This window comes from Caballeronia eucalypticola (assembly GCF_047608185.1).
GTDB lineage: Bacteria > Pseudomonadota > Gammaproteobacteria > Burkholderiales > Burkholderiaceae > Caballeronia.
In genome coordinates, this window is the sequence record NZ_JBLKRU010000029.1 from 1 (window position 1) to 24,038 (window position 24,038).

Here is a 24,038-nt window from a genome sequence, read left to right on the forward strand (position 1 = left end):
GGCGGTCTCAAGTCGAAGTGCAACAACTGGTCTAATGTTTAGATGACGTTGCGAGATCCGCTGCTTTTAGTGTCGCGGCAAATACCTCGAAGGGTGAATGAAACGCATGCGTAGCACGAGGGCGGTTGTTCAAGCTGTCTGCAATGACGTCGAGGTCGGCCTGACTATGGACGGAAAGGTCGGTGCCTTTGGGCAAGTACTCGCGCAACAGGCCGTTGGTATTTTCACAAGTTCCTCGCTGCCACGGGCTGTGTGGATCGCAAAAATAGACATTCACGCCTGTTTGAGCGGCAAGTTCTTGATGCCGTGAGAGTTCACGCCCCTGGTCGTAAGTGAAGCTGTGACGCAAGTGCTCGGGGATCGAGTTGAGCTTGGCGGAGAAGCCAGCCAGTGCAGATTCGGCTGTGGCATCGTCCATCTTAGCCAGCAGCACTAGACGGCTGGTTCTCTCCACCAACACGCCCACTGAAGAGCGATTGCCTTCGCCTTTAATGAAGTCGCCCTCCCAGTGCCCGGGCATCACGCGATCCTCTATTTCAGGTGGGCGCACGTGAATGCTGACCATATTTGGAATTTGCCAGCGGCGATCACTACCCCGTGTCCGCGACATACGGGCGCGATGAGCACGACGCAAACAAGCAATGAGTTGACGCCGTAGTTCGCCGCCTGGGTGGGCGTAGATAGTGGTGTAAATCGTTTCGTGCGAGACCTGCAAAGTCGGATCGTTTGGGAACATACGCTTGAGGACTCCAGAGATTTGCTGAGGCGACCAACGCCACTCCAGCAGCGTGAGGACGACCCTCCAGCAAGCGCTGTGAGGCCCGAGTTTGGGCGCGACCGCACTGTTGGATCGTCGGGCCGAACTGAGTGCGTGCGCCGCTGCTGGGACATAACCAAGCACAGAACTATTGCGCCTGAGTTCGCGGCTAAGGGTAGAGGCCGAGCGCCCGAGTATTCGGGCCATGGCCCGAATACTAGAACCCCGTTGACGTAGGCTCGCAATCTCCAAACGTTCCTCAGCTTGCAACTGCTCGTACTGATTTGCTTTATGCATTACAACACCTTATACGCTTTGGTGTTGCGCTTCAATTTTGAGCCCGCCCTTCGTATACGTATAGATACCTTATTGATTGAACGGGACAGCATTCCAGACAGAGGGCGCTGCGGTGTCCTTGAGCCCGAGAGCGCAAAGGCGAATTGCCTTTTGCGCAAGCGGTGCATCAACTCGACGCCTGAAATCGTCGTCGGGGCATTCCTGAACCGTTTGAAGCCGAGCATCACGTTTGTTCTGGACTTGATGTTTCAATGGCCCTGTTCAATCAAGTTGTTCAGGTACTTCAAGGTCTGGACATTTGTTTCCTCAGGCAGCAGGCCATCGGCCTTCATCTCACGCACCGCTCGGAGCGTGGCAGCATACCCATCAAGTGTGATCGTCTTCGGTGGCGGGTCTTAATGCTTGATGGGCTCGCTGAAAAAGGCTTTAGCCGCAGCCACGTCTCGCTTTGGTCTGACGATGAAGTCCACCGTCTGGCCGGTCCGATCTACCGCCGGTACAGATAAACCCACTTGCCACGAATCTTCAGATAGGTCTCGTCAACACGCCATGACTGGTCTGTGGGTATACCAAACCGATTCCAGTACATGACGAACTCCGGCATAAAGCACTTTACCCAACGCATGCTCGCGGTATGTGCCGTCGACAGTCCCCGCTCGGCCAACATCTCAACCAGAGCGCGCAGACTTGGCTTTTAGTGAAGGTGCCGACGCCCGCACAGAACAATGATCTCTCGATCAAAATGAGTAATTAGCTGAAATACCAAGGAGGCTCAAGATTCCGTTGAGATTGGAAGCCGGAAGCCGAAGATTGATCATAGTGGCGATGGAGCAAGTCAGATGAGTTTCGTCACATCTGCGTCGTGCGGTCTCACTGACGATAATTCGACAATGCAGTTGTCTCCCATCAACCACTCGACAACTCATCTGCACCGCGGCTTCGATACACGCCCGAAAGCCGCGACCCGGAAGTCTCTGGCAAGCGCAACACAGAAACCAGCGAGATAGCTGCAGCAGCCATGAGCAGATAGGCGGGCGAAAGCGCATTGGCGTCAAGATGCATGAACCACAGGGCCGTCAGCGGCGTCAGCCCACCCAGCACGCCAAAACCGACGTTATAGGCGAGCGACACAGTCGTGCATCGCAAGTTTCCTGGCAGCATTTCCGCCATGTACGTCGGCGCGACGCCGATGAAGCAACCGATCAATGCCGCCAGCACACATTGACCCGCGACCGCGAGCATCGGATCAGGATGATGCATCAGCCAAAAGAGCGGCAGCCCGAGGATGAGCAGACTTCCCGCTGCGGTCAGTAGAACCGGTCGCCTGCCGATCCTGTCAGAGAGCGCCGCGGCGAGCGGAAACGTTCCCATCTGGATGAAGACGGCCAATGTGTTGATGTCGAGCGCGGTGGATGCCGCCATATGCTCAGTCTGTCGAAGGTACGTCGTCACGAAGACAAAACACAGATAGAAACCTACCGAACCGACTGCGTTCATGGCGACGAGAAGCAGCATCGGGCGCCATTGTGTCCTCAATGATTCGCGCCACGGGGAACCCGCTCGCTTCGCGGGTACTTCGCTGCCAGGAAGCGTCCGTCTCAGATACAAGGCAACCCCGCTGATCACGATCCCGATCAGGAATGGAACGCGCCAGCCCCAGGTGTTGATCGCTTCAGCGCTCAACAGCGTTGTCAGCACCGCACCGAGTGCAGAACCGGCCAGCGTTCCGAGTGCCGCGCTCACCATCGCGGCGCTCCCGACCAGGCCGCGCCGCTTTTGACCTGCTTGCTCGACGAGAAACGTCACGGACGTGCCCATCTCTCCAGCGACGGCAAGCCCTTGGAGTAACCGCAACAGGACGAGCAAAATGGGCGCAAGCACACCGACTTGCGCATAGGTCGGCAGCAGACCCATCATGAATGTGGGGACGGCCATACAGACGACTGAGGTCCACAGCGCGACGCGACGCCCGAATTTGTCGCCGATATGGCCGAATACGAGCGCCCCAAACGGTCGCACGACGAAGCCGACCGCGAAAGCAGCGAACGACGCCAGCAATGACCCTAGATGACTTTGAGAGGGAAAGAACAAGCTGCCGATGGTGGCCGCAAAGAAACCATAAACGGTAAAGTCGTACCACTCCATTGCGTTGCCGATGGCGCCCGCGATGGCTGCCCGGAATGAGCGTCGCCCGGGCTTTGAGTCGAGCGTTGTGGTGGCAAGATCTGACATACAAAATCTCTTTGCGTGGCGTCAAGTCCGACGGGTTCGAACGTATGCGTCAATGAGACCGCTGACGAATCAGGCAAGGATAAGGACCCAAACTTAGCTGGAAGTTACGCATGATTTAAAACGCCGGCATTTTAGTGAACACCGACATGCTGAGTCCGGTCCTGATATCGGTATCCGGACTTTCCGTGGTTAATCCTGATATTGCTACGTATCTGTCCTCCATAAAGCAGGCGCTCATCGCATTCGTGAACAATAAGGCAAGTGCTCGACATGCAACAACATATCATTAGGTTTCGAGTTGGAGGTGCCGGCTCATGCAGCGCGCACGAAGCCGGGCGTAGCCGAGCAGCTGAACCGGCCGGGTCGGGCATCAACCGCTTCCACGCTTTCCGATCTCCCCGCCAGCGTTAAATTGCGCGGATTGTGCGCCAAGCGGCAACGCAGTAGACTCATTGAGCGCCTACCGTCTCGCTTTTGTGCGGATCTGCGGCCCATAGCCGATGAGCACATTATCTGGCGCGAACCGGCGCGGTTTCCACGCCAGGCGGAACACCACGCGTCATGCGCGTATGCCTCTGTGTTGGACATTCCAGCGAGGTGTTGCTACATGAAACTCCGACAGTTGCGTTATTTCGTGACAATCGTCGATGCCGGTAGTTTCACGCGCGCGGCACAGGTCGCCCACGTAGCCCAACCTGCGTTGAGCCAGCAGATGGCCGATCTCGAAGATCGGCTCGGCGTCACGCTGTTGCAACGGAGCGCGCGAGGCGTGAACGCCACGGCTGCAGGCGAGCGGCTTTACGTGGAGGCGAGTGCGATCCTGCGGCGGGTCGAGCGCTTGCCCGACGTCGTTCGTGGACACGGCGAAGAAGTTGAGGGTAGCGTTTCCATCGGCATGGCGTTTCCCCTGGCGTCGCAGCTCGCAGGGCCAATCATGGCGGCATGCCGAACCGCGTTGCCAAAGGTGCGGCTTAAGCTTTCTTCAGCGGGCAGCATTCAACTGGCCGCACGCATTCGTGAACAGGCGCTCGACCTGGCTGTGCTCTTCGAAAGCGAGCCGTATGGCGGTTGTGTCAGTGTGCCGCTATTCGAGCGACGACTCTTTCTTCTGCGGCGTGCAAACGGCTCGCTTAGTCCTGGATCGATCAAATTCGAGGAACTCGCGGGCCTTCCACTCGTGCTGCCGCATCAGCCGAATATCGTGCGGCTTGTACTCGACCGTCTGTTCGTGGCAGCCGGAATTGAGCCGCATATCGCGGCCGAGGCCGACGTCAGTACCGACATGCTCGCCGCCGCTCAGGCCGGTGTCGGAGATACCATCTTGCCCCTTGGCGGCACGGACGAGTTGCCCGGCACTATTACCGCGCAAGCGATCGACCCCCCCATTTCGCTGACGGCCAGCATCATTTCTTCAGCCGAGACGCCGCTTTCTGCCGCCGGGGAAGCCGTGCGCGACTTCATTGCCGGCTTTGTAAAACAGCACCTGTCCGAGCACCCGGCACCCGGGATCGAACCGCCAGGGGGATGACCCGTCGCAAGCTATAAGTGTCGGCTTATACGGGCATCGCAAGACAGTATTGGTCCTGTTCTCAAAACGCGCGCAGACTCTCCCCCCGGCATCTCGAAGACGATATGGTGTCGTCCGATGCGAGTGGGGAAGTTGATATGGCGAAACTAATCTATCGGGTGGTCTCCGCGGGCGGCGCATTGGGCTGCGAATCTCCACTTGAATCGCTGAAAAAGGCGCTGGTTGGGCGTGTTGATGCGGTGATTTCCCCCGGGGGATCGACCGATGCCGGACCGTATTATCCCGGTAGTGGCGGCCAATACGTCGAGCGTCATGCTGTCAAGAACACGCTTCGCAACATGGTCGCTGCCGCGGAACGTATTGAAGGTCCGATGATTCTCGGTAACTGTGGGATCGCAGGCGGCGATCGCAATCTCGACTGGATGCTCGAGGTCGCCCGCGAAGTATTCGAAGAACTCGACGTGCACGATACAAAAGTAGCCGTGATCCAATCCAAACTCGATCCGGCGATTGTGATCGACGAACTGCGCGCCGGGTTATTGCGCCCGGTCGGCGTGGAACCCGCACTCGACGAAGCGTCGCTGCGCGACAGTACGATTGTCGGCCAGATGGGAATCCATCCGGTACTTTCTGCACTGAATAGCAATGCGAAGTATATTTTCACGTGCCGTTCCGGTGACGTGGCGCTCTTTGCCGCCGGCATGCTCCGCCGCGGTATCGCGCCGGGGCTTGCGTATCACGTTGGGTACGTGCTCGCGGGCGGCGCGCTCGCATGCGATCCCGGCTCCTCATCCGACTTTCTCGTGGCGGAGCTCTACGACGACGGCAGCGCGGTTTTTATCTCCCCTGACGAGAGTCGCCGCTGTACGCCGGACTCCATCGCCGCGCATACGCTTCATGGGCAAGCTCATCCGCAGTTGCAGTTTTATCCTGAAGGCGTGCTCGCGATGGCCAGAACGGAGTACTTCGCTGTCGATACCCGCGCGGCCGGCATTCGCAAGAGTCGCTTTTATCGCGTCGGCAAGCCGTGGCCGTTGAGCATCAAGCTCGAGGGCGCGCGTCGCGTCGAGTCGGCAGCCGCGTGGTCGTTACCCGGCCCCGATACAATCGATACAACCGATGCGACCAATGCGTATAAATGGACGCTCTATCATCTTCTTCAGAACGAGGATGTCATTCGCAACCGGATGTTTCCTATCCATTATTACCGTGCGAACGGCCGCGAATGGAACAAGACGGGCGAGGCGCGAGCGGACTATTTCGATGTAGGCGAACCGGCCGGCGCTCAGAATCTCGACGACAGGACGCTCTCGCTGATCGAGGACGTCCCGCCTGACCCACCGCTGGGAACACCACCGAGAAGCCGGCGTCTGGTCGACATTGCCCGTGTGATCCGAAGCAAGGACGCCGGCATCAACCGGCTGACATTCGACGTGCTGTTCGTCTCCAAGGACGCGTATGAAGCGGCGCTGCGCTCGAACTGCTTTTGCACACGCAATGTGGCGGATGCACTCGGCTTCGAGTTGACCTCGGTTGTTGGCACTTATTTCGTCGACAACTGCAACGCGATCAAGATCACCGTGGAGAAACCGGTCATATCGGCGTCGCCCAGTGAGCGTGATGGTTTCCGCACGCAAAAGCAATCCATGCTGGAGCGGATGATCATTCCGACGGATTAACGACGATCAACGATGGCCTGCAGCGCGCGGGTAACACGAGTGACACGACACACCTAAGCACTTTGCGAATTCGGCTGCGTCACCCGTCGCGCGGTCATCGCTCGCCAGTAGGTAATAAAGCGTCCGCCGAGCATGCCTGCGACGACTCCGGACACCGCAGCGCCGATCAACACGACCATCCCGAGCGACGATGCATTGGTTAGCGTAGCCATTTCGAACCCGAGCCAGAATTTAGTGGCGAAGATGGCAAGCATCAGCAGTAACGGCACAGAGGAACCCGGCAGCATCACGGTATTGCGAATCGGATCGACTATGAAGCGAGTCCGGCTCGCGATGGCAATGCCGCCCGCAATGCCAACGATCGCGCCTATCATCCATGCAACGACTGCGAACCATCCCGCTAGTGGATTCGAAGCCAGATGAGCCATGCCCAGGCCCGCTACGATGAGCGGCGTGATGGCGAGCCTCGAGAGCGGCGCCGTGCCGCTATTGAGCGCCTTTAACCCACGAAATAACAGGACGACAAGTAGCACCCAGACCCAGATGGGCGCGCCGTGGATGATTGCTGCTGGTGACATGCTTACCTCCCTCCGATCGGATTACATTTCGCGCCGCGATTAACGACCGCTCTATCGAACGACTTCATCGTACGGGCACGGAACTAGCAAAGAATGAGGGCGGGGAGTTGCCTGAATCGACTCTGGGTGACTACACGCTTGCCCGCACAGACTAAATAATCCACGTGAATAATTAGCGTCGAATTATCTTCTCTCCAACTGAACTGGCCTCATTCACACCTCATATTCGCAGCCTAGATTGCGTCCGTGATCAACAGCCGGGCTTGAGAAGAGAAGAGAATGGTCGAGTACTTAGACGAAGCGCATGCGTCGGAAATCGCATCGCTGCAAACAACGTTCACAGCGCGTACCGAATGGCCCACGTGGCTGTTGATCGCGCTGATTCATGGTGGCTGGCTCGCCGTCGCGTGGTGCGTGCAAACCCGGGTGCTATCGATAGTGGCCGCGACGCCGTTGCTCATCGTGGTGTGCGCATGGCACATGTCGCTTCAGCACGAACTGCTTCACGGTCATCCGACGCGTTCCTCGCGCATCAACAAACTGCTCGGCAGTGTCCCGCTTGCGATCTGGTATCCGTACGCGATCTATCGCGACACTCACATCGCGCATCATCGCGATGACAGCCTTACCGAGCCGAACATTGATCCGGAGAGCAACTACGTGCTGCGCGAACAATGGATGAACGCAAAGGCATGGCGCCGCGCCCTATGGCGTATGCGCAAGAGTTTCGTTGGCCGGTTGATTGTCGGTCCGCCGCTTGGTGTCGTGACATTGCTCGCGCAAGCGTTCAATGAATGGCGCCGCGGTGACAGTCGTTATGCGTTAACGTGGGTCATCCACGCGGCGTCACGGTGTTGCTTGCGTGGCTGCAGTTCTATGCGGGCATACCGTGGTGGTATTACCTGCTGGGGGTGACATGGCCTGCGCTTTCTCTGGCGATGATTCGATCGCTGTACGAGCATCGCGCGGCTCGCGATCCCAAGCACCGCACGGTCATCAACGAAGCAGGGCTGCTGATGCGGCTTCTGTATCTGAACAATAACTACCATCTCGTGCATCACGATCTGCCGCATCTGCCTTGGTATCACTTGCCTCATGCGTATCGGATTCGGCGTGACGGTTATGCGGCACGCAATGGTGGCTTCTTGATCCAGGGCGGATATTGGGAACTGCTCAAGCGCTATTTCGTGCGTGAAACAGACTTCCCGGTGCATCCGCGACGTGTCGGTTTGATAGCAGAAGGTCGTCGTGTCCAGCAGGCCAAGCTGCTCGCGGTAGTGAACGTCCGAGGGCGCGAGTAGACCAATCTCGCCCGATGTGTCGACCATGCCGCAATCATTTTTGGCTAAGTCTGCGGGTTCATCCTGAGATCGGATGAAGGCCGGGACTTCTAAGGTTTCGACGCCCCATCGTTCGCCTGACGGCAATAACTGCAAGCGTGTGTGTGTCCATGCTCACGCTGCCCACCATTCATGAGGTAAACACATGCATACCGAACTTCTTTACACGGAGACAGCGGAAAACGACATTGTCATTCCCGCTATCGGGGTGAATCTTTTAGTGCGCATTGCTCCGGCCGCGACGCAAGGACGAGCGACCCTCATTGAGACAACGGACGCTCCGGGTTATGGGCCGCCCATGCACAGACATGAGCGGGAGACCGAGGTCTTTCACATCGTGAAGGGGCGCTATCTTTTCGAAGTCGATGGAAAGCGAACCGTCGCGGAAGCAGGAATGACCGTCGTCGCAAAGGCAGGCAGCACGCACCGTTTCAGCAACATCGACGCCGAGCCTTCGCAGATGTTGATCCTGATCATGCCGGGGCTTGATGCGGCCGCGTTCTTTACCGAACTCGGAAACACTATGAAGAACGGCATTCCCGCTCCCGAGACATTGCAGAAATTTGGGGATAAATGGGGAGTCGAGTTTTTGGGACCCCCCTTGGCGCGGTCCGCAAGTGAAGCGTCAGACGTGCAGACAGGACGTCGAAACATCGCCTGCGGATAAAAATCCCGGAGTACGCGGGCGTCGAATGTCGAGTCCGGCCACGGTCGGACCGACCACCGCATTCCTCTTTCGCGGCCGACTGTAAAGCCTTCAGGGAGGGTTGAGCCAGACATTGCCTTGCCGCTCGGGCCGGCTGTAGGTGGGCAAATCCGTGAGCTATAGGCGCTGCTTATATTGGCATCGATAGTCGGTATTTTCGCCATTCCGAAAAATCCCGCACACTGCGCCCCGTAGTATCAAGACGACCACTTGTCGTGATTCGATCCAGGGCAAAACCATGCGCGAGGCTGCGCACGACGGTTCAAAAACGTGAATTCCGGTGATCTAAGCCCAGCACAGTAGTTTCGCGAATCAACAGGGGGATTTGTATGTTCAATAGCGTGCGGCTGAAGTTTCCCGAACGCTATCCAAAACGAATAGGACATCATGCGAGTTTTACTAGTTGAAGAGGATGTGCAGATCGGCCGAAGCCTGCTTCGCGCATTAAACGATGCGGATTGCAGTGTCGACTGGGTGCGCGACGGCCACGCCGGTAGCACGGCCATCAACACCGCCTATTACGCTGTCGTCTTGCTTGATCTCGGTACCTCGGGCGCAGGCGGTATCGATCTGCTGCGCGCGTTGCGTGCCTCGGGCAACGACGTCCCTGTCCTGATGCTCACCGCACTGGACGATCTCGATACCCGTGTGCACAGCCTTGACGTCGGCGCCGACGATTGCGTTCGCAAGCCATTCGAAGTCCGCGAACTGCTTGCCCGCATACGGGCGGTCTTGCGGCGAAAGGCGGGCTACGCGACCTCGCGGATCGGTGGGAAGTCGCTCAATCTCGATCTCAACAAGCGCATGTTGTGCTGCAACGGCGTAGCGTCGTCGCTCTCCGTACGCGAATTCGCGCTGATGCACGCGTTGCTGGAAAGGCCCGGCATGATCCTGTCTCGCGACCAGCTGGAGGACAGGCTATACGGGTGGGGCAAAGAGGTGGACAGCAACGCCGTTGACGTGCTGATCCATTCGATGCGCAAGAAGTTCGGGCCGTCCCTGATCCGCAATGTGCGCGGAGTCGGCTGGACAGTGGCGCATTAAGATTTTTTTATCGGTCGAAATTGCGGTCGAGAGCGTGAATAGTTTCCGCACGCCGAATGTGCGGAAACGTTCGGCACGCGTTACGGCCGGACGCGCGGCAACCGGACAAACGCCGGAAGCAATCAACGAGCAACCGAGGATCGGGACACAGACGCATCCACCGGGTAATGATCTCCGGTTAGATCGCCAGACCCCGCTTGCGCAACCAGTCGTGCACGATCATCGCGATGGAGTCGCTGTTGTCGTCGGCCATCAGCGCGTGGGAATTGCCCGTGATGCCGCGCGCGGGTAAATCGATCCACTCAACGTCTGCGCCCGCGGCCACCAGCGCGTCGTACCAGCGACGCACTTTCGGCATCGAGTCAACCCAGAATGAGTGCTGATCGAGAAAGTCGCCCCAAACAAAAAGATGAGGGACGTGCCTGAGCGCGGCTGTATCGTTCTGGTCGACAGAAGGCGCGCCCGATGGCTCAAGCGAGATGACCGCCTTGACGCGTTTCGGCGCATGCAGCGCCGCGGTCAGTCCGAAGTTGCCGCCCTGGCTGTGCGTGAGAATGATGCTGGCGTCGAGCTTGCCGACAAGGGCGTCGTAGGCGCGTTGCGTGCGCTCGTTGTTGGTCGACCAGCGGGGAACGAACTGGTTCATGAAGGTTTCCATGAACTCAACCGGGAAGCGCACGCCCGGGTAAGGGCGTCTCGCTCCCGGGTCGCGATGCCATGATCCAACAGGCCCGAACCGGAAGGTCTCTTCCCATGCCTCGCGTGCAGTTCGGAAGTACGGCGCCTCCGCATAGACCTCCGGATAGGGCGCCCACGAGGCGCGGCCTCGCTCGACCGCATCCGAGACATAAACGTCGAATCCCGCCCGCAGGAAGAACATCTGCCAGCCTGGGCGGCCATCGGGCGTAGTTTCCCAGTTGACGCCGCTCATGCCGCCCCCGTGCCATAGCAGCAGGGGCCATTCGCTGGTCGGGCGTTCGAGTTTGACGTACTGGACATACATCTGGCCGGCGATAATCTCGCCGTTCTGATCGACCGGATGGACCGCCCCCTGACGGGTACTGACCCGCTCACGGAACGGCATTCCCTGAAGGCTCAACATCTCTCCGCCCACATGGAAACTGCCCATGTCGCGGATGACAACGGGGCTTGTCGGCAGCCGTGATGAATCCACTTGCGTTTCTTCGCTCATGACCTGAGACCTCCAGAGAGTAGCTGGCGAAATAGTGCCATTTTTTCGGATGGCTGTCCTTTGACATCAATCAGATCCGGCGGAGGGGTGAGCGTCACCAGCGCCAGAGCCAAAAGTCTCGCGAGAATGAGTGACGCACTCTCGACTTCTCAATGAATAGCCAGGACCGGTGCGCGGAAAATGGAGGGGAGCGTGTCGAGACGCGAACGCAGATCATCTTTCACGATCGCTTCGATCGCGGTGCGGTCTGCTTTCCCCTGTTCAGTGAGGGGCACGCGGTCTGTTACGACAATACGAATCCGGTTTGCAACGCGGGCGCCGAACGCGATCTTGAGCTTGCGCATGCAGAGCGCAACGTCCGGACCGGCGACCCACGGCTCGACCAGCGCGTTCCAGCCATATTTGGCGGCGTCGTTGTCGGCGGCCAACACCACGGCATAACGAAGGTCCGGCACGCGGCACAGGACATCCTCGATCTGGGTTGGGCCAATCGCCACGCCATCGATTTGCGCGACGTCGGCCGCGCGGCCGAGTATGTACAGATAGCCTGCCTCGTCGATAAAGCCGGTGTCGCCCGTCAGGCACCAGCCGTCCCGAAACTTTTGCGCCTCCTCGAGCGTCTGGTGGTAATAACCGTCTGCCACGGCGGCGGACCTGACCTCGATGTTTCCGCACTCTCCTGCACGGGCAATAGTCCTATCGGCGCGACGCACGCGGACCTCGACGCCAGCTCGGATGCGGCCCGCGCAAGTGAGCCGGCCGCGATCCTCGTAAGAGGATCGCGGCAGAACACTGACGAGACCCATTTCGCTGGCGCCGTACGCGTGGGTCAGCACCGAACCCAGGCGCAGGGCAGCCCGTTGACGCAGCACCGCAGGCGCCGAGCCACCAACGTGGACGATAGAACGCAGCGACGACAAGTTGCATCGGCCGACGTCCGGGTGATTCATGGTTTCGAACAATTGAGGCTCGACCAGAAGCATGTCGGTGATACGTTCCGATTGAATCGTTGCGAGCGTTTCCGCGGGATCGTAGTGCGGCTTCAGCACGACCGTCCCTCCGCCAATCAACGTGGCGTCGACAAGCACTTGCGACAGATAGGCAAGCGGACCATTGATGAGCTGACGTCGCTTCTCGTCGTCCGCAGTGCCGACCATCGTCGAGTAGGTGGAGAAGGACCGTCGGCTGCATTTTGGCACGCCTGTCGTGCCGCCCGATGAGACGACTACGGCGAGATCATCGGGTCTGATTTGTCCGCGCAACGGCAATTCCGACTGCGCTTGCGCGAGCTTGTCGAGACGTGACGATGCGGGGCCAATGCCGACGAAGGCCAGGCGTCCGTCGAACGCATCGGGAATGAAGCGAACCGTTTCCCGAAAAACGACAAGGAGCGTGGGTTGAAGGCGGGTCAACAAGGTGGACATCCTGTTGGCATTCGCAAGCTTAGGCAGGAAGATCGTTGCCGCGCCAAGGAGGTTTGCCGCGTAGCGAATCGCGAGACCATCTGGGCAATTCGGTGAGAGCAGTGCGACCAGGCTACCCCGGCCAATCCCCAGGGCCGTCAGCGCCCGTGCATGGCGAAAGATGGAGCGTCTGAGGGCGTTGCCCGTTACGTCATCATCCAGATAGCGCAACACCGCGCTATTGGATCGTTGTTTGAGTCGTTCGAGCAGGACGTCAATGTAGGGCCGGCATGCTGTTGCGCTGATGTTTTCCATGATCTTTTCCTTTGCGTGATACACGACTCGAGGCGGTAGTCGAGCTTCGATGTGACGCATTGTGAGACCGGAAAATGAGGGAATAATTAGCTCCCTCACCAAACGGTTCGCTAATCCTAAGTGGTGGCTTTTACCCGAGTTAATTCGCAGCTAACTCTACGTCTATACGATTCACATGAATGACGGATCGCCGGCGAATTTCACGCTGTCAATATCCGCTATCAATGTCGTATTCGACCGTGTTTTTAAACTCAATTTATTGATATTTGGAATTCTTATGAAATATTTGAAAGTTCTCGCAATCGCCGGGTGTTTTTTCGTCGCTCATGCGGCCAGCGCACAAGAGAAGCCGTTGAGTCCTGCGAAGATGAGTTGCGCCGATTTCGTGGCCGTTGACGAGGTTTATCGACCCGCATTGGTCTACTGGGTCGCTGGGGTCGATAAGCTCGGTGTGAAGGAAACGGACACCATGGTGGTGGACACGGCTCATCCGGTGGGAGAAACGGTGATGGAAGAGTGCAAGAAGGACCCGCACGCTCGATTCATGTCGAAAGTCAGATCCATGATCAAGGCCAACAAAATCGCGCTCTTTGATCATCACTGAAAGCTGGCTATTTGCCCGTACCGCCTATACTCAACAGAAAACCGCGCGGACAACAAGGCCGCTCCTCGGACCTAAAGGAGCTGCTTTCAACGTTCAGCTGTGCCTTAGGTGGCAATGCCGCCAGGATGTCCAGCCGCGCGGCTGTCACCCAGATATCCCGGCCCCCTTGTAGACCCGCTCGACGTTCTAGGCGAGATACAGGCGGCCGACGGGCGGCGGGCAAAATTGAAGTGATTATCTGCTTTGATCGCAGCGCACTATCCGATATCCGGGACACACGGTACATGACCCACAAATGGATGACTGTTTCGAACAGCGCGCGGTTTAATCTGCCTTCGTAAGCTCGCAATTTGCCGACGTCGGCGCTCATTGCCTGGAGAAGCGATGAACATCAGCACACACAAGCCAAACACCGCTACCTGCCAACTCGTGCAAGCTGGTCCACAGTTCGAGGGGAAGCAAGGGCTGACCTATGCTGTCGGTATCTCAGCTGAAAATGTGGGATCGGAGAATATGCATCTTCAGCTCGCAGCAATTCCACCAGGTGCCCGCGCCAAGGCGCATCTCCATGCGGAACATGAGACGGCCATCTATCAGCTGAGCGGCGTCTCGGGTTGCTGGTATGGCGAACGCATGGAGCACCATGCGGTGGTTCGGGCCGGAGATTTCTTCTATATCCCCGCAGGGGTGCCGCATGTCCCGTACAACGCGAGCGCGGATGAGCCTTGCATCGCGGTGATCGCCCGAACGGACCCCAACGAACAGGAAAGCGTCACGATGCGGCCCGATCTTGATCCATTACCTGACTGGTCACGGATTACGCGCTTACCGCTCTAATTGCGCTGAGTGCAACAAAGCAGTTGACCTATGATGCGTCGCCACATCACCGTTAATCGGAACAGGCGAGCATCTGGAACTGCACGCACTGTTTGAAGGCTTGCGATCCTAACTCGATGAGAATCTCGACATGGCACGGACCAAGGCGCATGACAATGTAGCCAACAATGATGTGGTCGATGACCGACCCGGTCACGGCGTCACTGCCTATCGCGGATACGAAGGATTTGTCGATCTTCAGAGAGACGGCTTTTAGCGTGTCCAAATCGGACAAGCTAAAGGACCCGGTACCGAATCATCACGACAAAAATTTCCAGGTTGCCAAGCCGTTGGATAGTTGTGGCGAGTTGCGTGGAACGTCAGTGTCCGGTCCCACAACACCGGCGTGCTTCTCCAAATATTCGCCCTGAAGTGTCGCGACTTGGCGGCGTAAATCTTCTTTTTCGAGCGCAAGCAATGCGTAGGCTAACGTGTAAAAAAACGGCCTCAATCGAAACCAGAATTAGCCGCTCGGTCAGCTTCTCCTCGGCGCCGAGATTCAAAAGGTCGTGAAGGCACCATAGCCTTCTAGAGCCTTCTAGAGCTCTTATTTCCCGGACCTTGGAGTGCGTATCGGGAAAACGACCATTGCGGCGACTATGCCAAGTGCGCCACCGAGCAGCGTCTCCCAGGCGCGTGCAGCAAGGAGCGCGTATGATTGCACCCCGCTAGCGGCGAGCGTCACGATCAACGTGAAAGCGAACGCCGCACAGGCAACGTCGTAGCGCTCCGGCAACGCCATCAAATAAATGACCATGGCGATTGCGGCTGCAGCCCAGACCAGTAGCGGCGTGTGCTCGGCGACCGGCAGACAAGCAATGCCTAGCGGAACACCAATCAGCGTGCCGATTATCCGGCGACGAACACGTTCTACCGTCCCGGTCGCCGAACCGGCGAAGACGTAGGTGCACGCGGTGATCGCCCAGGCGGACTCCTCAAGCCCGACCAGAAATGACCAACGCGCCGATGGCCGCCTGCAATCCCATGAATAACTCTGGCGAGTATCTGCCCGGAACAACTTGCGGCCCGGCAGCGAGCACTGCTGGCGTGACAGGCCGCTCCGCGGGTCCGCTCAGCATGCGCGGCACGACCGACGCCAGCGTAGCGAGCAGTGCGGCGATTGCGATCGCCAGCACGTCGTCCGTAGTCAAATGAGCGCCGTAAGCGAGCAACTCGCCGATATAAATCTGCGATCCGATGCCCGCACCCAAGACGCCGAATCGCTTGAGATAACCGACCAGAAACGCGCCCGTCACCAGAACCATTTCCGGACCCGCTCGACCGGCCAAGCGCAGCGGCTCGGACAGGAACACGAACAGAAGCGCACCTAAGCTCGCAGAAAAGCTCAGTAACGTGAGATCGCGGCCTGACTCGGCTCGCGTCGATTTGCCCTCCGACACGCTTGCCCACAGCGCGAAGCTCCCAGCGAGGTAGCTGAGCGGGATGCTGCCCGGCACGTGATGAGCGAGATCTTGCAATGCTCCCAGTGCGGCCGCGATGCCGTACGCCGTGACGAGCCGAAGCCCCTTGATGCGACGGTGCGTACCAGGGTCGATTCGCTCCAGCCAGCGGCCGAGTGCAGAGAGCGAAGGCGAGACCGGTCGTGATGCATCGCCTTGATCCGGGGAGCGCTGCGGACTGTCGTTCATTGGTGGCTGTCCATGACCTTGTCGGGAAAATACCGAGCGGCGATGAAAATACGCGGTCCACCATGAACAGCTTACGACGCCGCAGGCAGAATGGCCGAGCTGATCGCAATGATGCGCTCAAGATCGCGCAGGCTCACCGCATTCGTCTTGCGCAGAATGGTCTTTACCTGCGTGCGGACTGTATCCAGGGAGACTCGTCTGTGTCGCGCCACGTCTTCGGCGGTCGCACCGCCGCTAAAGCGCAAAGCAACTTCCGCTTCTGCTTTGGTCAGGCCGTAAAGTTCGCTCATCAGACTGGGCGGAGGTAGCCACGCGCGATTCAACTGGCGAATGACCAGCATCGCCGCGCCGGGAGCGACGCCGTAGCGGTCCGTCGCGTGGGAACGCAGGTGACCCAAGGCAGGAGACACGAGCACCGCCAGTTGTGCGTTTTGGGCCGGTTCGTCGCGCGTGGTCCGCAATCTGAATGCCCCGCCCGAGCCGCCGGCGGTGGCGTCGGCGACGAGTTTGACCAGCGTCGATTGATCCTCCGGGTGGCGCGCAAGCAGACGGATGTCGCCCACACCAGGGTATGGACCCGATCCGAGCATCGCGAGGCCGCATCGACTGCCGTCCATCAATCTGCTCGCTGCGGCGTTCGCATGCAGGATTCGCATAGAACGGTCCACGAGCACGACAGCGATCGCGAGTGCATCCAGCGCGCCGGAACCGAGGTGCGTCCGGTCAGCGATCGCGAGCCGCTTTTCCAGTTGAAGCGCGCGCTGCAGATGGGGCAATAGTGTCAGCAAGCGGCGCTTGTCGGCGTCGCTGAAAGGTCCGCTCCGAGCATCGCGCGAAAAGCCTATGGGAGCGAACGACTCCGCGCCCGACAAGCCTCCCAGCAGATAACGAAATCCGGCTGGTTGCGCGTAATCGGCGAAGTACTCGGACTTGTTCAGCGTGCTGTACGGGACGATTTCTTCGTCCACCACCACATTGATACGAGGCAATCTGGCGTCGCGAAAGTGTTGTTCGGCCGACTGGCGATACGGATCGATCCGGTGGTAGTACGCGGCGTACGAGACGGCGAGCTCGTCGCCGCCGCCCAGAACCGGGTGAATCCTGCCTGGTACCTCCGGCAGCACCAGACTGACCCGCTGTGCGCCAAAGAGCATGCACAAGCGTGGGGCGACATCGTCCCATGCCGCCCCGTCGCCGGTCGCTGCGGCATAGATCAAATTAATGACATCAGACAGAGCGGACTCGGGCACTAAAGTCTCCGACTGCCGAAGTGACGCAGTTACATACCCAGTTAAGGGGATGGAATAGCAGTCTAAATTTTACACAATTCTCCCAGGCCGAATTGGCGGGAATGTTCGGCACACACATTGACGGATCGCATCGCGGCTCTGCACGCCGCCACATCGACCGTGAAATGGACGACTCACTCGGTTTGCCGGTTCACCCGCGCCAGCAGCCACGTCGAGACGAATGTCGATGTCGAGCCAAGTTCGACGCAACTCTTTCAACTCATAGGTCCAAGGATCATTCCATGTCGGTTCGTCATTCGTGTCGTGTCAGCAATAGAAGCACTTTCTTATCGGCTCGCGCCGCAACCGCGCGACGCCCGGCGCATGACGCGCGCGCCGCGTTCGATGGGACGCCGCGCTTCGCGCGCTGCCGTCTCGTCCAACTGATCCACTTGGCCCTCGGCGCATCGGCGGGCGGTTTGATGCTCGGCGCGCACGCACAGACGAGCGGCAACCCGTGCGCCGGGCTTTCGGCGAATGTCTGCACCATCGGCGCCGCGGGATCTCCGGGCGCGCCCGGACCGAAGAGCGGTCCCGACAATAGCGGCAATCCCGGCACGGCGGCGGGTTCCGCACCTGCGCTGTCGGCCACCTTCAGCCAGTCGTCGCCGACCGTGTTTTGGAGCGTTGGAAACGCAGGCAAGGAGCCTTCCGCGATTGGCATGCTGAGTATCGGCGGTACGGGCGGAAACGGCAGCGACGCGAGCGGCGGAAATAGCACGCTGGTGCCCTTAACCAATCTGAACGGCGGCGACGGCGGCACGGCCGGCGCTGGCGGCAGCGTGGCGCTCACCATCACATCGGGCGCGCAGGTGCAGGCGATCATGGCCGGCCCGGCCAATCTCGGCGCGGCGGGACAGGCGCCCGCAATATCCGTCGTTTCGCAGGGTGGCGCGGGCGGCGGCGGCGGTGTGCCCAGCACGGGCGGCACGCAAGGCACATCGCAGATCGGCGGCAGCGCGGGCGACGTGACGGTCCAAGACATGGCGAACCCGAACCAGGTCAACCCGTTGACGGGTAGCACGGCCGCGGTCATCGGCTTTGGCTCAGGCATTTATGCGGCGTCCGTCGGCGGCGACGGGGGCACTGGTAATCCGCACGTAACTAGCTTCAGCAAATTCGGTGTCGATGGTGCGGATTCGGACGCGCCGGGCGGGAACGTCACGGTCATAACAGGCACGTCGATCGTCGGATTTGCAAATGGGCGCGTCGGCGGTACCTATCCGAGCGATCAGGGCGCGGGCATTTGGGCAGTCAGCGCGGGCGGCAACGGCGGCGCGGGCGGCTCGACTGGCACGGTTCAGGCGGGCGGTCAGGGCGGCACGGGCGGCGCGGGCGCGCCGGGCGGAAACGTCGTCGTAACAGTCCAATCGGGCAGCGTAGCGACGCAGGCTGGCACCGGAACGAACCCGATGACGCCCGCGGTCTGGGCGCAGTCGCTCGGCGGGATCGGCGGTGCGGGCGGTGCGGGCGGCGGCGTGGACAACGGCGGGCTCGCCGGGCATAGCGGCGACGCAGGTTCGGTCACTGTGACTAACAACGGCACATTATCGACGGCGGGCGCGGCGCACTCGCCGGGCATTCTCGCGCAGTCGCTCGGCGGGGCGGGCGCGAACGGCGGCAAGGGCGGCGGCTTCGGCGCGTCGGGTGGCGAGGGTGCGTTCGGCGGCAACGGGGGCAACGTGCTCGTCGTAGGCAGCGGCAGCATCACGACCAGCACTACTGATTCACCTGGCGTGCTCGCGCAGAGCATCGGCGGAGGCGGCGGCAACGGCGGCGATTCCAGCGGCTGGATGGCGGTTGGCGGCGCGGGCGCTTACGCCGGTTCCGGCGCCGGCGTGACGATCAATTCGAACCAGACCATCACGACGAGTGGGCGGTCGTCGTCGGGCATTCAGGCGCAGAGCATCGGCGGAGGCGGTGGCAACGGCGGTGACGCGACGAGCGGGCAAGGCGCGGAAATCAATCTGGTGATCGGCGGCAGCGGGAACGCGGGAGGCAACGGATGGACCGTGCAGGCTTCTAATAGCGGGAATATCGTCACGAGCGGACAGCATGCGTCGGGCATGGAACTTCAGTCGATCGGCGGCGGCGGCGGCAAGGGCGGCGCGGCATTCAGCAACGACACCAACGGTGTATTTGGCGCGCAGGAATCGGTTGGCGGTGACGGCGCCGCGGGCGGCTCGGCGGCGTGGGTCGGGTTTGTTGACGGATCGACGGATACCAACACGGGCACGATTCGCACCAGCGGATCGGATAGCTTCGGGATCGTGGCGCAGAGTATCGGCGGCGGGGGCGGGCTGGGCGCGGCATCGGTTGCGACATCCAAGACCTATGCGCCCGACGACACGCCGTCGCTCTCGTTGACCGCCGCGATCGGCGGCTCGGGCGGCTCGGGCGGCGACGGCAGCACCGCGCAGATCACGAACGCGGGCCTGATCGCGACGAGCGGCGCGGGCGGCATCGGCATGATCGCGCAGAGCATCGGCGGGGGTGGCGGTGCGGGCGGGGATTCGTCGGCGACGTCAAGCACGACCGGCAGCGAACTCAACATTGATTCGTCGGTGGCGATCGGCGGCAAGGGTAAATCGGGCGGCGACGCCAACGCGGTGAATGCCGCCAACACCGGCCTGATCGTCACGACGGGTGAATCGGCGGATGGCATCCTGGCTCAGTCGATCGGTGGCGGCGGCGGCAACGGCGGCAGCGGCGATGCGCAGGCGAAGGCCACCGGCGACGGTACGAACATCTCGGCGAGCATTCCAATCGGTGGCAATAGCGGAAAAGGCGGCAACGCGTTGGGCCTGGTGCAAGCGAGCAACAGCGGCGCGCTTCTCACGCTCGGGGACGGCGCGTCAGGCATCATCGCGCAGGCCGTGGGCGGCGGTGGCGGGCGCGCGGGCGGCGCGGCGGGCACGAGCAAAGGCGATTTCAGCGCGACCGTGAGCATCGGCGGCTCGGGTGGGGCCGGCGGTTCGGCGACCGTCGTGGATGCGGCGAACAATCCGACGGCCTCGGTGCAGGTGAGCAACAGTGGCTCGATCGTCACGTTCGGCGCGGACGCCTCGGCGGTCGTCGCGCAGAGCATCGGCGGCGGTGGCGGTATGGGCGGCAAGGCGGCCACGAGCCTCGGCAGCAAGAAGTCCACAGGCGACGGCGGCAACGGCAGCAGCGCCACTAATCCAACGCTCGACGCGCTCGCCAACGCTTTTAAAGACGGCGGCATCGGCAGCCAATACACGAGCGTTGCCGCGTTGAGCGCGCTCGCCGGCCAACTGCTCGATACTTCTCCCGCCACCGTGACCTCGGGCCGTCTCGGTTCAAGCCCGGCGGACGACGCCAGCGATCTCGGCAATCTCGGCGAAGACCAGGGCGACGCGGGCGACGACACCAACGCCACGTCGATCAAGACCAACATCGCGATCGGCGGCTCGGGCGGAGCGGCCGGCAACGGCGGCATCGTGCAGGTCAGCAATACCGGCAGCATCGGCACGATCGGCATTATGTCCGACGGCATTCTCGCGCAATCGATCGGCGGCGGCGGCGGCAAGGGCGGCGCGGCGACGAGCTCAGGCTCGCTTAGCGTCGATCAGGACAGCGTCAGCGCACCGGTTGCGGTGGGCGGCTCGGGCGGCGCGGCGGGCAGTGGATCGAACGTGACGGTCACCAACGACACCAACGCCAGCATCATCACGATCGGCTCTATGGCGAACGGCATCGTGGCGCAGAGCATCGGCGGCGGCGGCGGGATGGGCGGCGTCGCGGGCGGGCGCAACGGCGCGCTGCAAGGGCTCAATGTCAGCAACAAGGGCATCAACATCGGCGGCGATGAGATCGGCAAGAGCAAGGATGCCGCGACGGTCCTAGCCGGCACGGTCACCGTCGACAATAACGCGGGCGCGAGCATTCTCACCGAAAGCCACGACGCGAGCGGGATCATCGCCCAAAGCATCGCCGGAGGCGGCGGCATCGTGAAGGCGGCGTCGACGGACGCCAAGGACAACGCGGGCGGTGGCGCCAACGCGGACCCGATCAAGAACAACGGCACGTTCGAGTTGAACGTCGTCTTCGGCGGCACCGGCGATGACGGCAGCAACGGCTCGGCCGGCGCGGCCAACGTCAGCAACAGCGGCACGATCACGACCCAAGGGCGCAACTCGTACGGCGTGCTCGCGCAAAGCGTGGGCGGCGGTGGCGGAATCGTGCTCGGTGGCGAAATTTCGGGCGGTCCGGGCGGCTTCATGAATACCGCTGCGATGCGCGGCAATGGCGGCGACGTGACCGTGACCACGAACAGCGGGAGCAGCATCGACACCGGCGGGCAGGGTGCGGTCGGTATCTTCGCGCAAAGTGTGGGCGGCGGTGGCGGAATTGCGGGCGACACGGGTTTGTCGCAAGAGCACCTGGGTTATTACGCCGCCAACAACCATCCGGGCAGCGGCAATGGCGGCACGGTCGCGGTGACGGTCGGCGCCGGATCGAGTGTGCAGACGAGCGGCGCCAACGCACCGGCGATCATCGCGCAGAGCGTGGGCGGCGGAGGTGGCTATTTCACGGCGGGCGCGAGCGAATACGCGCAAGGCTTGTATGCGGGGTCGTTCGGTGGCTCGGGCAACGGCGGACCCGTCAACGTGAACGTGAGCGGCACGGTCAGCGCGACGGGCGCGGCGTCGCCCGGGATTTACGCGCAAAGCTCGCAGTCGGGCGGCGCGGACCTGAACGGATCGCAGATCGTCGTCAACGTCGATCAAGGCGCGAAGGTTTCCGGCGGGCAGGACTTCTACCACGGCGGCGACGGCACGGGGGCGGCCATTCAGGTCTTCGAAGGCTTGCTGAGCATCGATGGCACGACGCCGCTCAACGCGGTCAACAACAACGGCCTCATCACCTCGACGGCCGGTGTGAATGGCTCGGCGGTCTTCAGTTACGGCGGCGATACGCTCGTGCATAACGGCGCAACTGGCGTGATCGATGGCACGATTAATCTCGAGAACAACGGCGGCGAAGGATCGGTGGTGAACGATCCGGGCGGCACGCTGAATACGGGTTCGACGGTCGCGGCGGCGCTCACGCGCAACAACGGGACACTCGATGTCGGCGGCAGGAGCGCGCCCGGCGCGGTCACGCTCGTGACGGGCGATCTGCAGCAGGGCGCGACTGGCAACATTGTGATCGACGGCGATCACGTCGCGGCGACGAGCGATCGTCTGATCGTAGCGGGTAATGCGACGCTTGCGGGCCAGCTCGTGATGCGCCCGGCGCGTCTCACGAACAGCACGCTCGACGTGATCGACGTGAAAGGCGCGCTCGATGCCTCGCAATTGCAGATGAGCAATCCCTACCTCGTCAAATACACGCTGGCGAGCGGCAAGACACCGGATGCGCCGACCGGCGGCCAGTCGCTTTACGTCACGCCGCATGCGAGTTTCGCTGCGAACGCGGAGGGTTTGGGCGCGAACGCGCAGGCGGTCGCGACCCACCTGCAGGCCAATTTCGATGCTGGCGCGAACGCCGATGCGCTCGGTACAGCGTTCGCGCAGCTGGCAAACGGCGTAGCGAATCACGCGTCGTATAACGCGGCACTCAACAGGCTCGGCAACGAAACGCAGCAGGCCGTCGGAACCGCAAGCCTTGCCGCGAGCCACGCGTTCGTCGAGCGGATGTATAGCTGCCCGTCGTTCGACGGCCCGGCCGACGCGATGATGCACGAGCGCGACTGCGTGTGGGGACGCATTATCGATAACCACACGAGCGCGGATGGCGCGGGCACGATCGGCTATTCGGCAAATACGTATGCGATGCAGTTCGGCGGCCAGCACGCGATCGGCGACGGTTGGTTCGTCGGCGGCAGCGTCGGCTACGACACGTCGAACCTCGACGGCTCGGATGGTGTCGGCGACGTGAACGGACACGGCCCGCAAGTTGGCGTCGTGCTCAAGAAGGCAATCGGCAACTGGACTATTTCCGGCGGCGCGGATGCAGGCTACGGGTGGTACGACTCCACGAGAAACGTCTCGCTGCCGGGTTATGCCGCACAGGCGAAGGGCGGCTTCAACAGTTACGAAGCCGGCTTGCACTCGCGCGTCGCGTACACGATCCCGATGAACGACTGGTACATGAAGCCTTATCTGGACTTGCACGTCGTCCACTTCCATTCGGGCGGATTCACGGAGCAGGGCGCGGGCGCGCTGGACTTAGCCGTCGACGGGTCGACTGCCACGACGCTGTCCGCATCGCCGATGTTCGAGGTCGGCGGCCGCTGGACTTTCGCGAACGGCATGGTCCTGCGGCCGGACGTTGCGGCTGGCGCGATCTTCCACAACCGGAATCACTGGGATTCGAGCGCGCAGTTCGTCGGCAGCGCGCCGGGCGTTGCGCCTTTCACGGCGGTGTCGTCGGCACCGTCGGCACTTGCGAAGGTCAAGCTGGACATGAACCTCAGCGTCTCCAAAAGCACGGAGATCAAGCTGGAGTATGGCGGCCAGTTCGGCAGCGGCTACAGCTCGAATGAAGGCATCTTGCGCGTGAATCACCTGTTCTGATTCCGCT

General features: G+C 61.1%; 16 protein-coding genes and 2 pseudogenes. 8 read left to right on the plus strand and 10 right to left on the minus strand.

Annotation, left to right across the window (positions count from 1 at the left end; translation table 11 throughout):
• Positions 1-31: 31 nt before the first annotated feature.
• From ACMX25_RS27125 to ACMX25_RS27135, 3 genes and pseudogenes are all read right to left on the minus strand, one after another.
• Positions 32-1,054, minus strand: a complete 1,023-nt coding sequence (locus tag ACMX25_RS27125) for an IS30 family transposase (protein ID WP_414948293.1) — start codon at positions 1,052-1,054, stop codon at positions 32-34.
• A gap of 69 nt (positions 1,055-1,123) precedes the next feature.
• A pseudogene (locus tag ACMX25_RS27130) lies at positions 1,124-1,820 on the minus strand (IS6 family transposase).
• A gap of 140 nt (positions 1,821-1,960) precedes the next feature.
• Complete coding sequence (locus tag ACMX25_RS27135) at positions 1,961-3,286, minus strand: MFS transporter (RefSeq protein WP_414953092.1); 1,326 nt, start codon at positions 3,284-3,286, stop codon at positions 1,961-1,963.
• Between the two features lie 607 nt (positions 3,287-3,893).
• On the opposite strand from ACMX25_RS27135, the gene ACMX25_RS27140 reads away from it, so the two are divergent.
• A complete protein-coding gene (locus ACMX25_RS27140; protein ID WP_414953093.1) occupies positions 3,894-4,814 on the plus strand; it encodes a LysR substrate-binding domain-containing protein in 921 nt (306 codons plus the stop codon).
• 137 nt (positions 4,815-4,951) lie between these two features.
• Positions 4,952-6,493, plus strand: coding sequence for a DUF4387 family protein (locus tag ACMX25_RS27145; protein ID WP_414953094.1), 1,542 nt, complete (start codon positions 4,952-4,954; stop codon positions 6,491-6,493).
• A 53-nt stretch (positions 6,494-6,546) separates the two neighbouring features.
• On the opposite strand, the gene ACMX25_RS27150 is transcribed toward ACMX25_RS27145, so the two are convergent.
• Positions 6,547-7,071 (minus strand): DUF6622 family protein, encoded by a 525-nt coding sequence (locus ACMX25_RS27150; protein ID WP_414953095.1) that lies wholly within the window; start codon positions 7,069-7,071, stop codon positions 6,547-6,549.
• 279 nt (positions 7,072-7,350) lie between these two features.
• On the opposite strand from ACMX25_RS27150, the pseudogene ACMX25_RS27155 reads away from it, so the two are divergent.
• The 3 genes and pseudogenes from ACMX25_RS27155 (at position 7,351) to ACMX25_RS27165 (ending at position 10,161) form a co-directional block, all read left to right on the plus strand.
• Positions 7,351-8,372 (plus strand): annotated as a pseudogene (locus ACMX25_RS27155) (fatty acid desaturase).
• A 184-nt stretch (positions 8,373-8,556) separates the two neighbouring features.
• Positions 8,557-9,078 carry a cupin domain-containing protein gene (locus ACMX25_RS27160; protein ID WP_414953096.1) on the plus strand — a complete coding sequence of 174 codons (522 nt, stop codon included), beginning with the start codon at positions 8,557-8,559 and terminating at the stop codon, positions 9,076-9,078.
• Positions 9,079-9,504: 426 nt separating this feature from the next.
• Positions 9,505-10,161 (plus strand): response regulator transcription factor, encoded by a 657-nt coding sequence (locus ACMX25_RS27165; RefSeq protein WP_414953097.1) that lies wholly within the window; start codon positions 9,505-9,507, stop codon positions 10,159-10,161.
• A gap of 178 nt (positions 10,162-10,339) precedes the next feature.
• On the opposite strand, the gene ACMX25_RS27170 is transcribed toward ACMX25_RS27165, so the two are convergent.
• Entirely contained in the window at positions 10,340-11,353 is a 1,014-nt protein-coding gene (locus ACMX25_RS27170) for an alpha/beta hydrolase (protein ID WP_414953098.1), read from the minus strand.
• A gap of 149 nt (positions 11,354-11,502) precedes the next feature.
• Positions 11,503-13,071 (minus strand): class I adenylate-forming enzyme family protein, encoded by a 1,569-nt coding sequence (locus tag ACMX25_RS27175; RefSeq protein ID WP_414953099.1) that lies wholly within the window; start codon positions 13,069-13,071, stop codon positions 11,503-11,505.
• 175 nt (positions 13,072-13,246) lie between these two features.
• Between ACMX25_RS27175 and ACMX25_RS27180 the strand changes: the two genes are divergently transcribed.
• Positions 13,247-13,675: an HdeA/HdeB family chaperone gene (locus tag ACMX25_RS27180; RefSeq protein ID WP_414953100.1), complete on the plus strand. Its 429-nt coding sequence runs from the start codon at positions 13,247-13,249 to the stop codon at positions 13,673-13,675.
• Positions 13,676-14,059: 384 nt separating this feature from the next.
• Positions 14,060-14,512 carry a cupin domain-containing protein gene (locus tag ACMX25_RS27185; protein WP_414953101.1) on the plus strand — a complete coding sequence of 151 codons (453 nt, stop codon included), beginning with the start codon at positions 14,060-14,062 and terminating at the stop codon, positions 14,510-14,512.
• A 52-nt stretch (positions 14,513-14,564) separates the two neighbouring features.
• Here the strand turns inward: ACMX25_RS27185 and ACMX25_RS27190 are convergent, their stop codons facing one another.
• From ACMX25_RS27190 to ACMX25_RS27205, 4 genes are all read right to left on the minus strand, one after another.
• On the minus strand, positions 14,565-14,786 hold the full coding sequence (locus ACMX25_RS27190; RefSeq protein WP_414953102.1) for a hypothetical protein: 222 nt from the start codon (positions 14,784-14,786) through the stop codon (positions 14,565-14,567).
• A gap of 312 nt (positions 14,787-15,098) precedes the next feature.
• Positions 15,099-15,569, minus strand: coding sequence for an FUSC family protein (locus tag ACMX25_RS27195; RefSeq protein WP_414953103.1), 471 nt, complete (start codon positions 15,567-15,569; stop codon positions 15,099-15,101).
• Positions 15,487-16,200 carry a hypothetical protein gene (locus ACMX25_RS27200; RefSeq protein WP_414953104.1) on the minus strand — a complete coding sequence of 238 codons (714 nt, stop codon included), beginning with the start codon at positions 16,198-16,200 and terminating at the stop codon, positions 15,487-15,489. The genes ACMX25_RS27195 and ACMX25_RS27200 overlap by 83 nt, the downstream gene beginning before the upstream one ends.
• Positions 16,201-16,271: 71 nt before the next feature.
• On the minus strand, positions 16,272-17,450 hold the full coding sequence (locus ACMX25_RS27205; RefSeq protein ID WP_414953105.1) for a helix-turn-helix transcriptional regulator: 1,179 nt from the start codon (positions 17,448-17,450) through the stop codon (positions 16,272-16,274).
• Between the two features lie 281 nt (positions 17,451-17,731).
• Here ACMX25_RS27205 and ACMX25_RS27210 point away from each other — a divergent pair, with 281 nt between their 5' ends.
• Positions 17,732-24,031: a hypothetical protein gene (locus tag ACMX25_RS27210; RefSeq protein WP_414953106.1), complete on the plus strand. Its 6,300-nt coding sequence runs from the start codon at positions 17,732-17,734 to the stop codon at positions 24,029-24,031.
• The last annotated feature ends 7 nt before the right edge of the window (positions 24,032-24,038 follow it).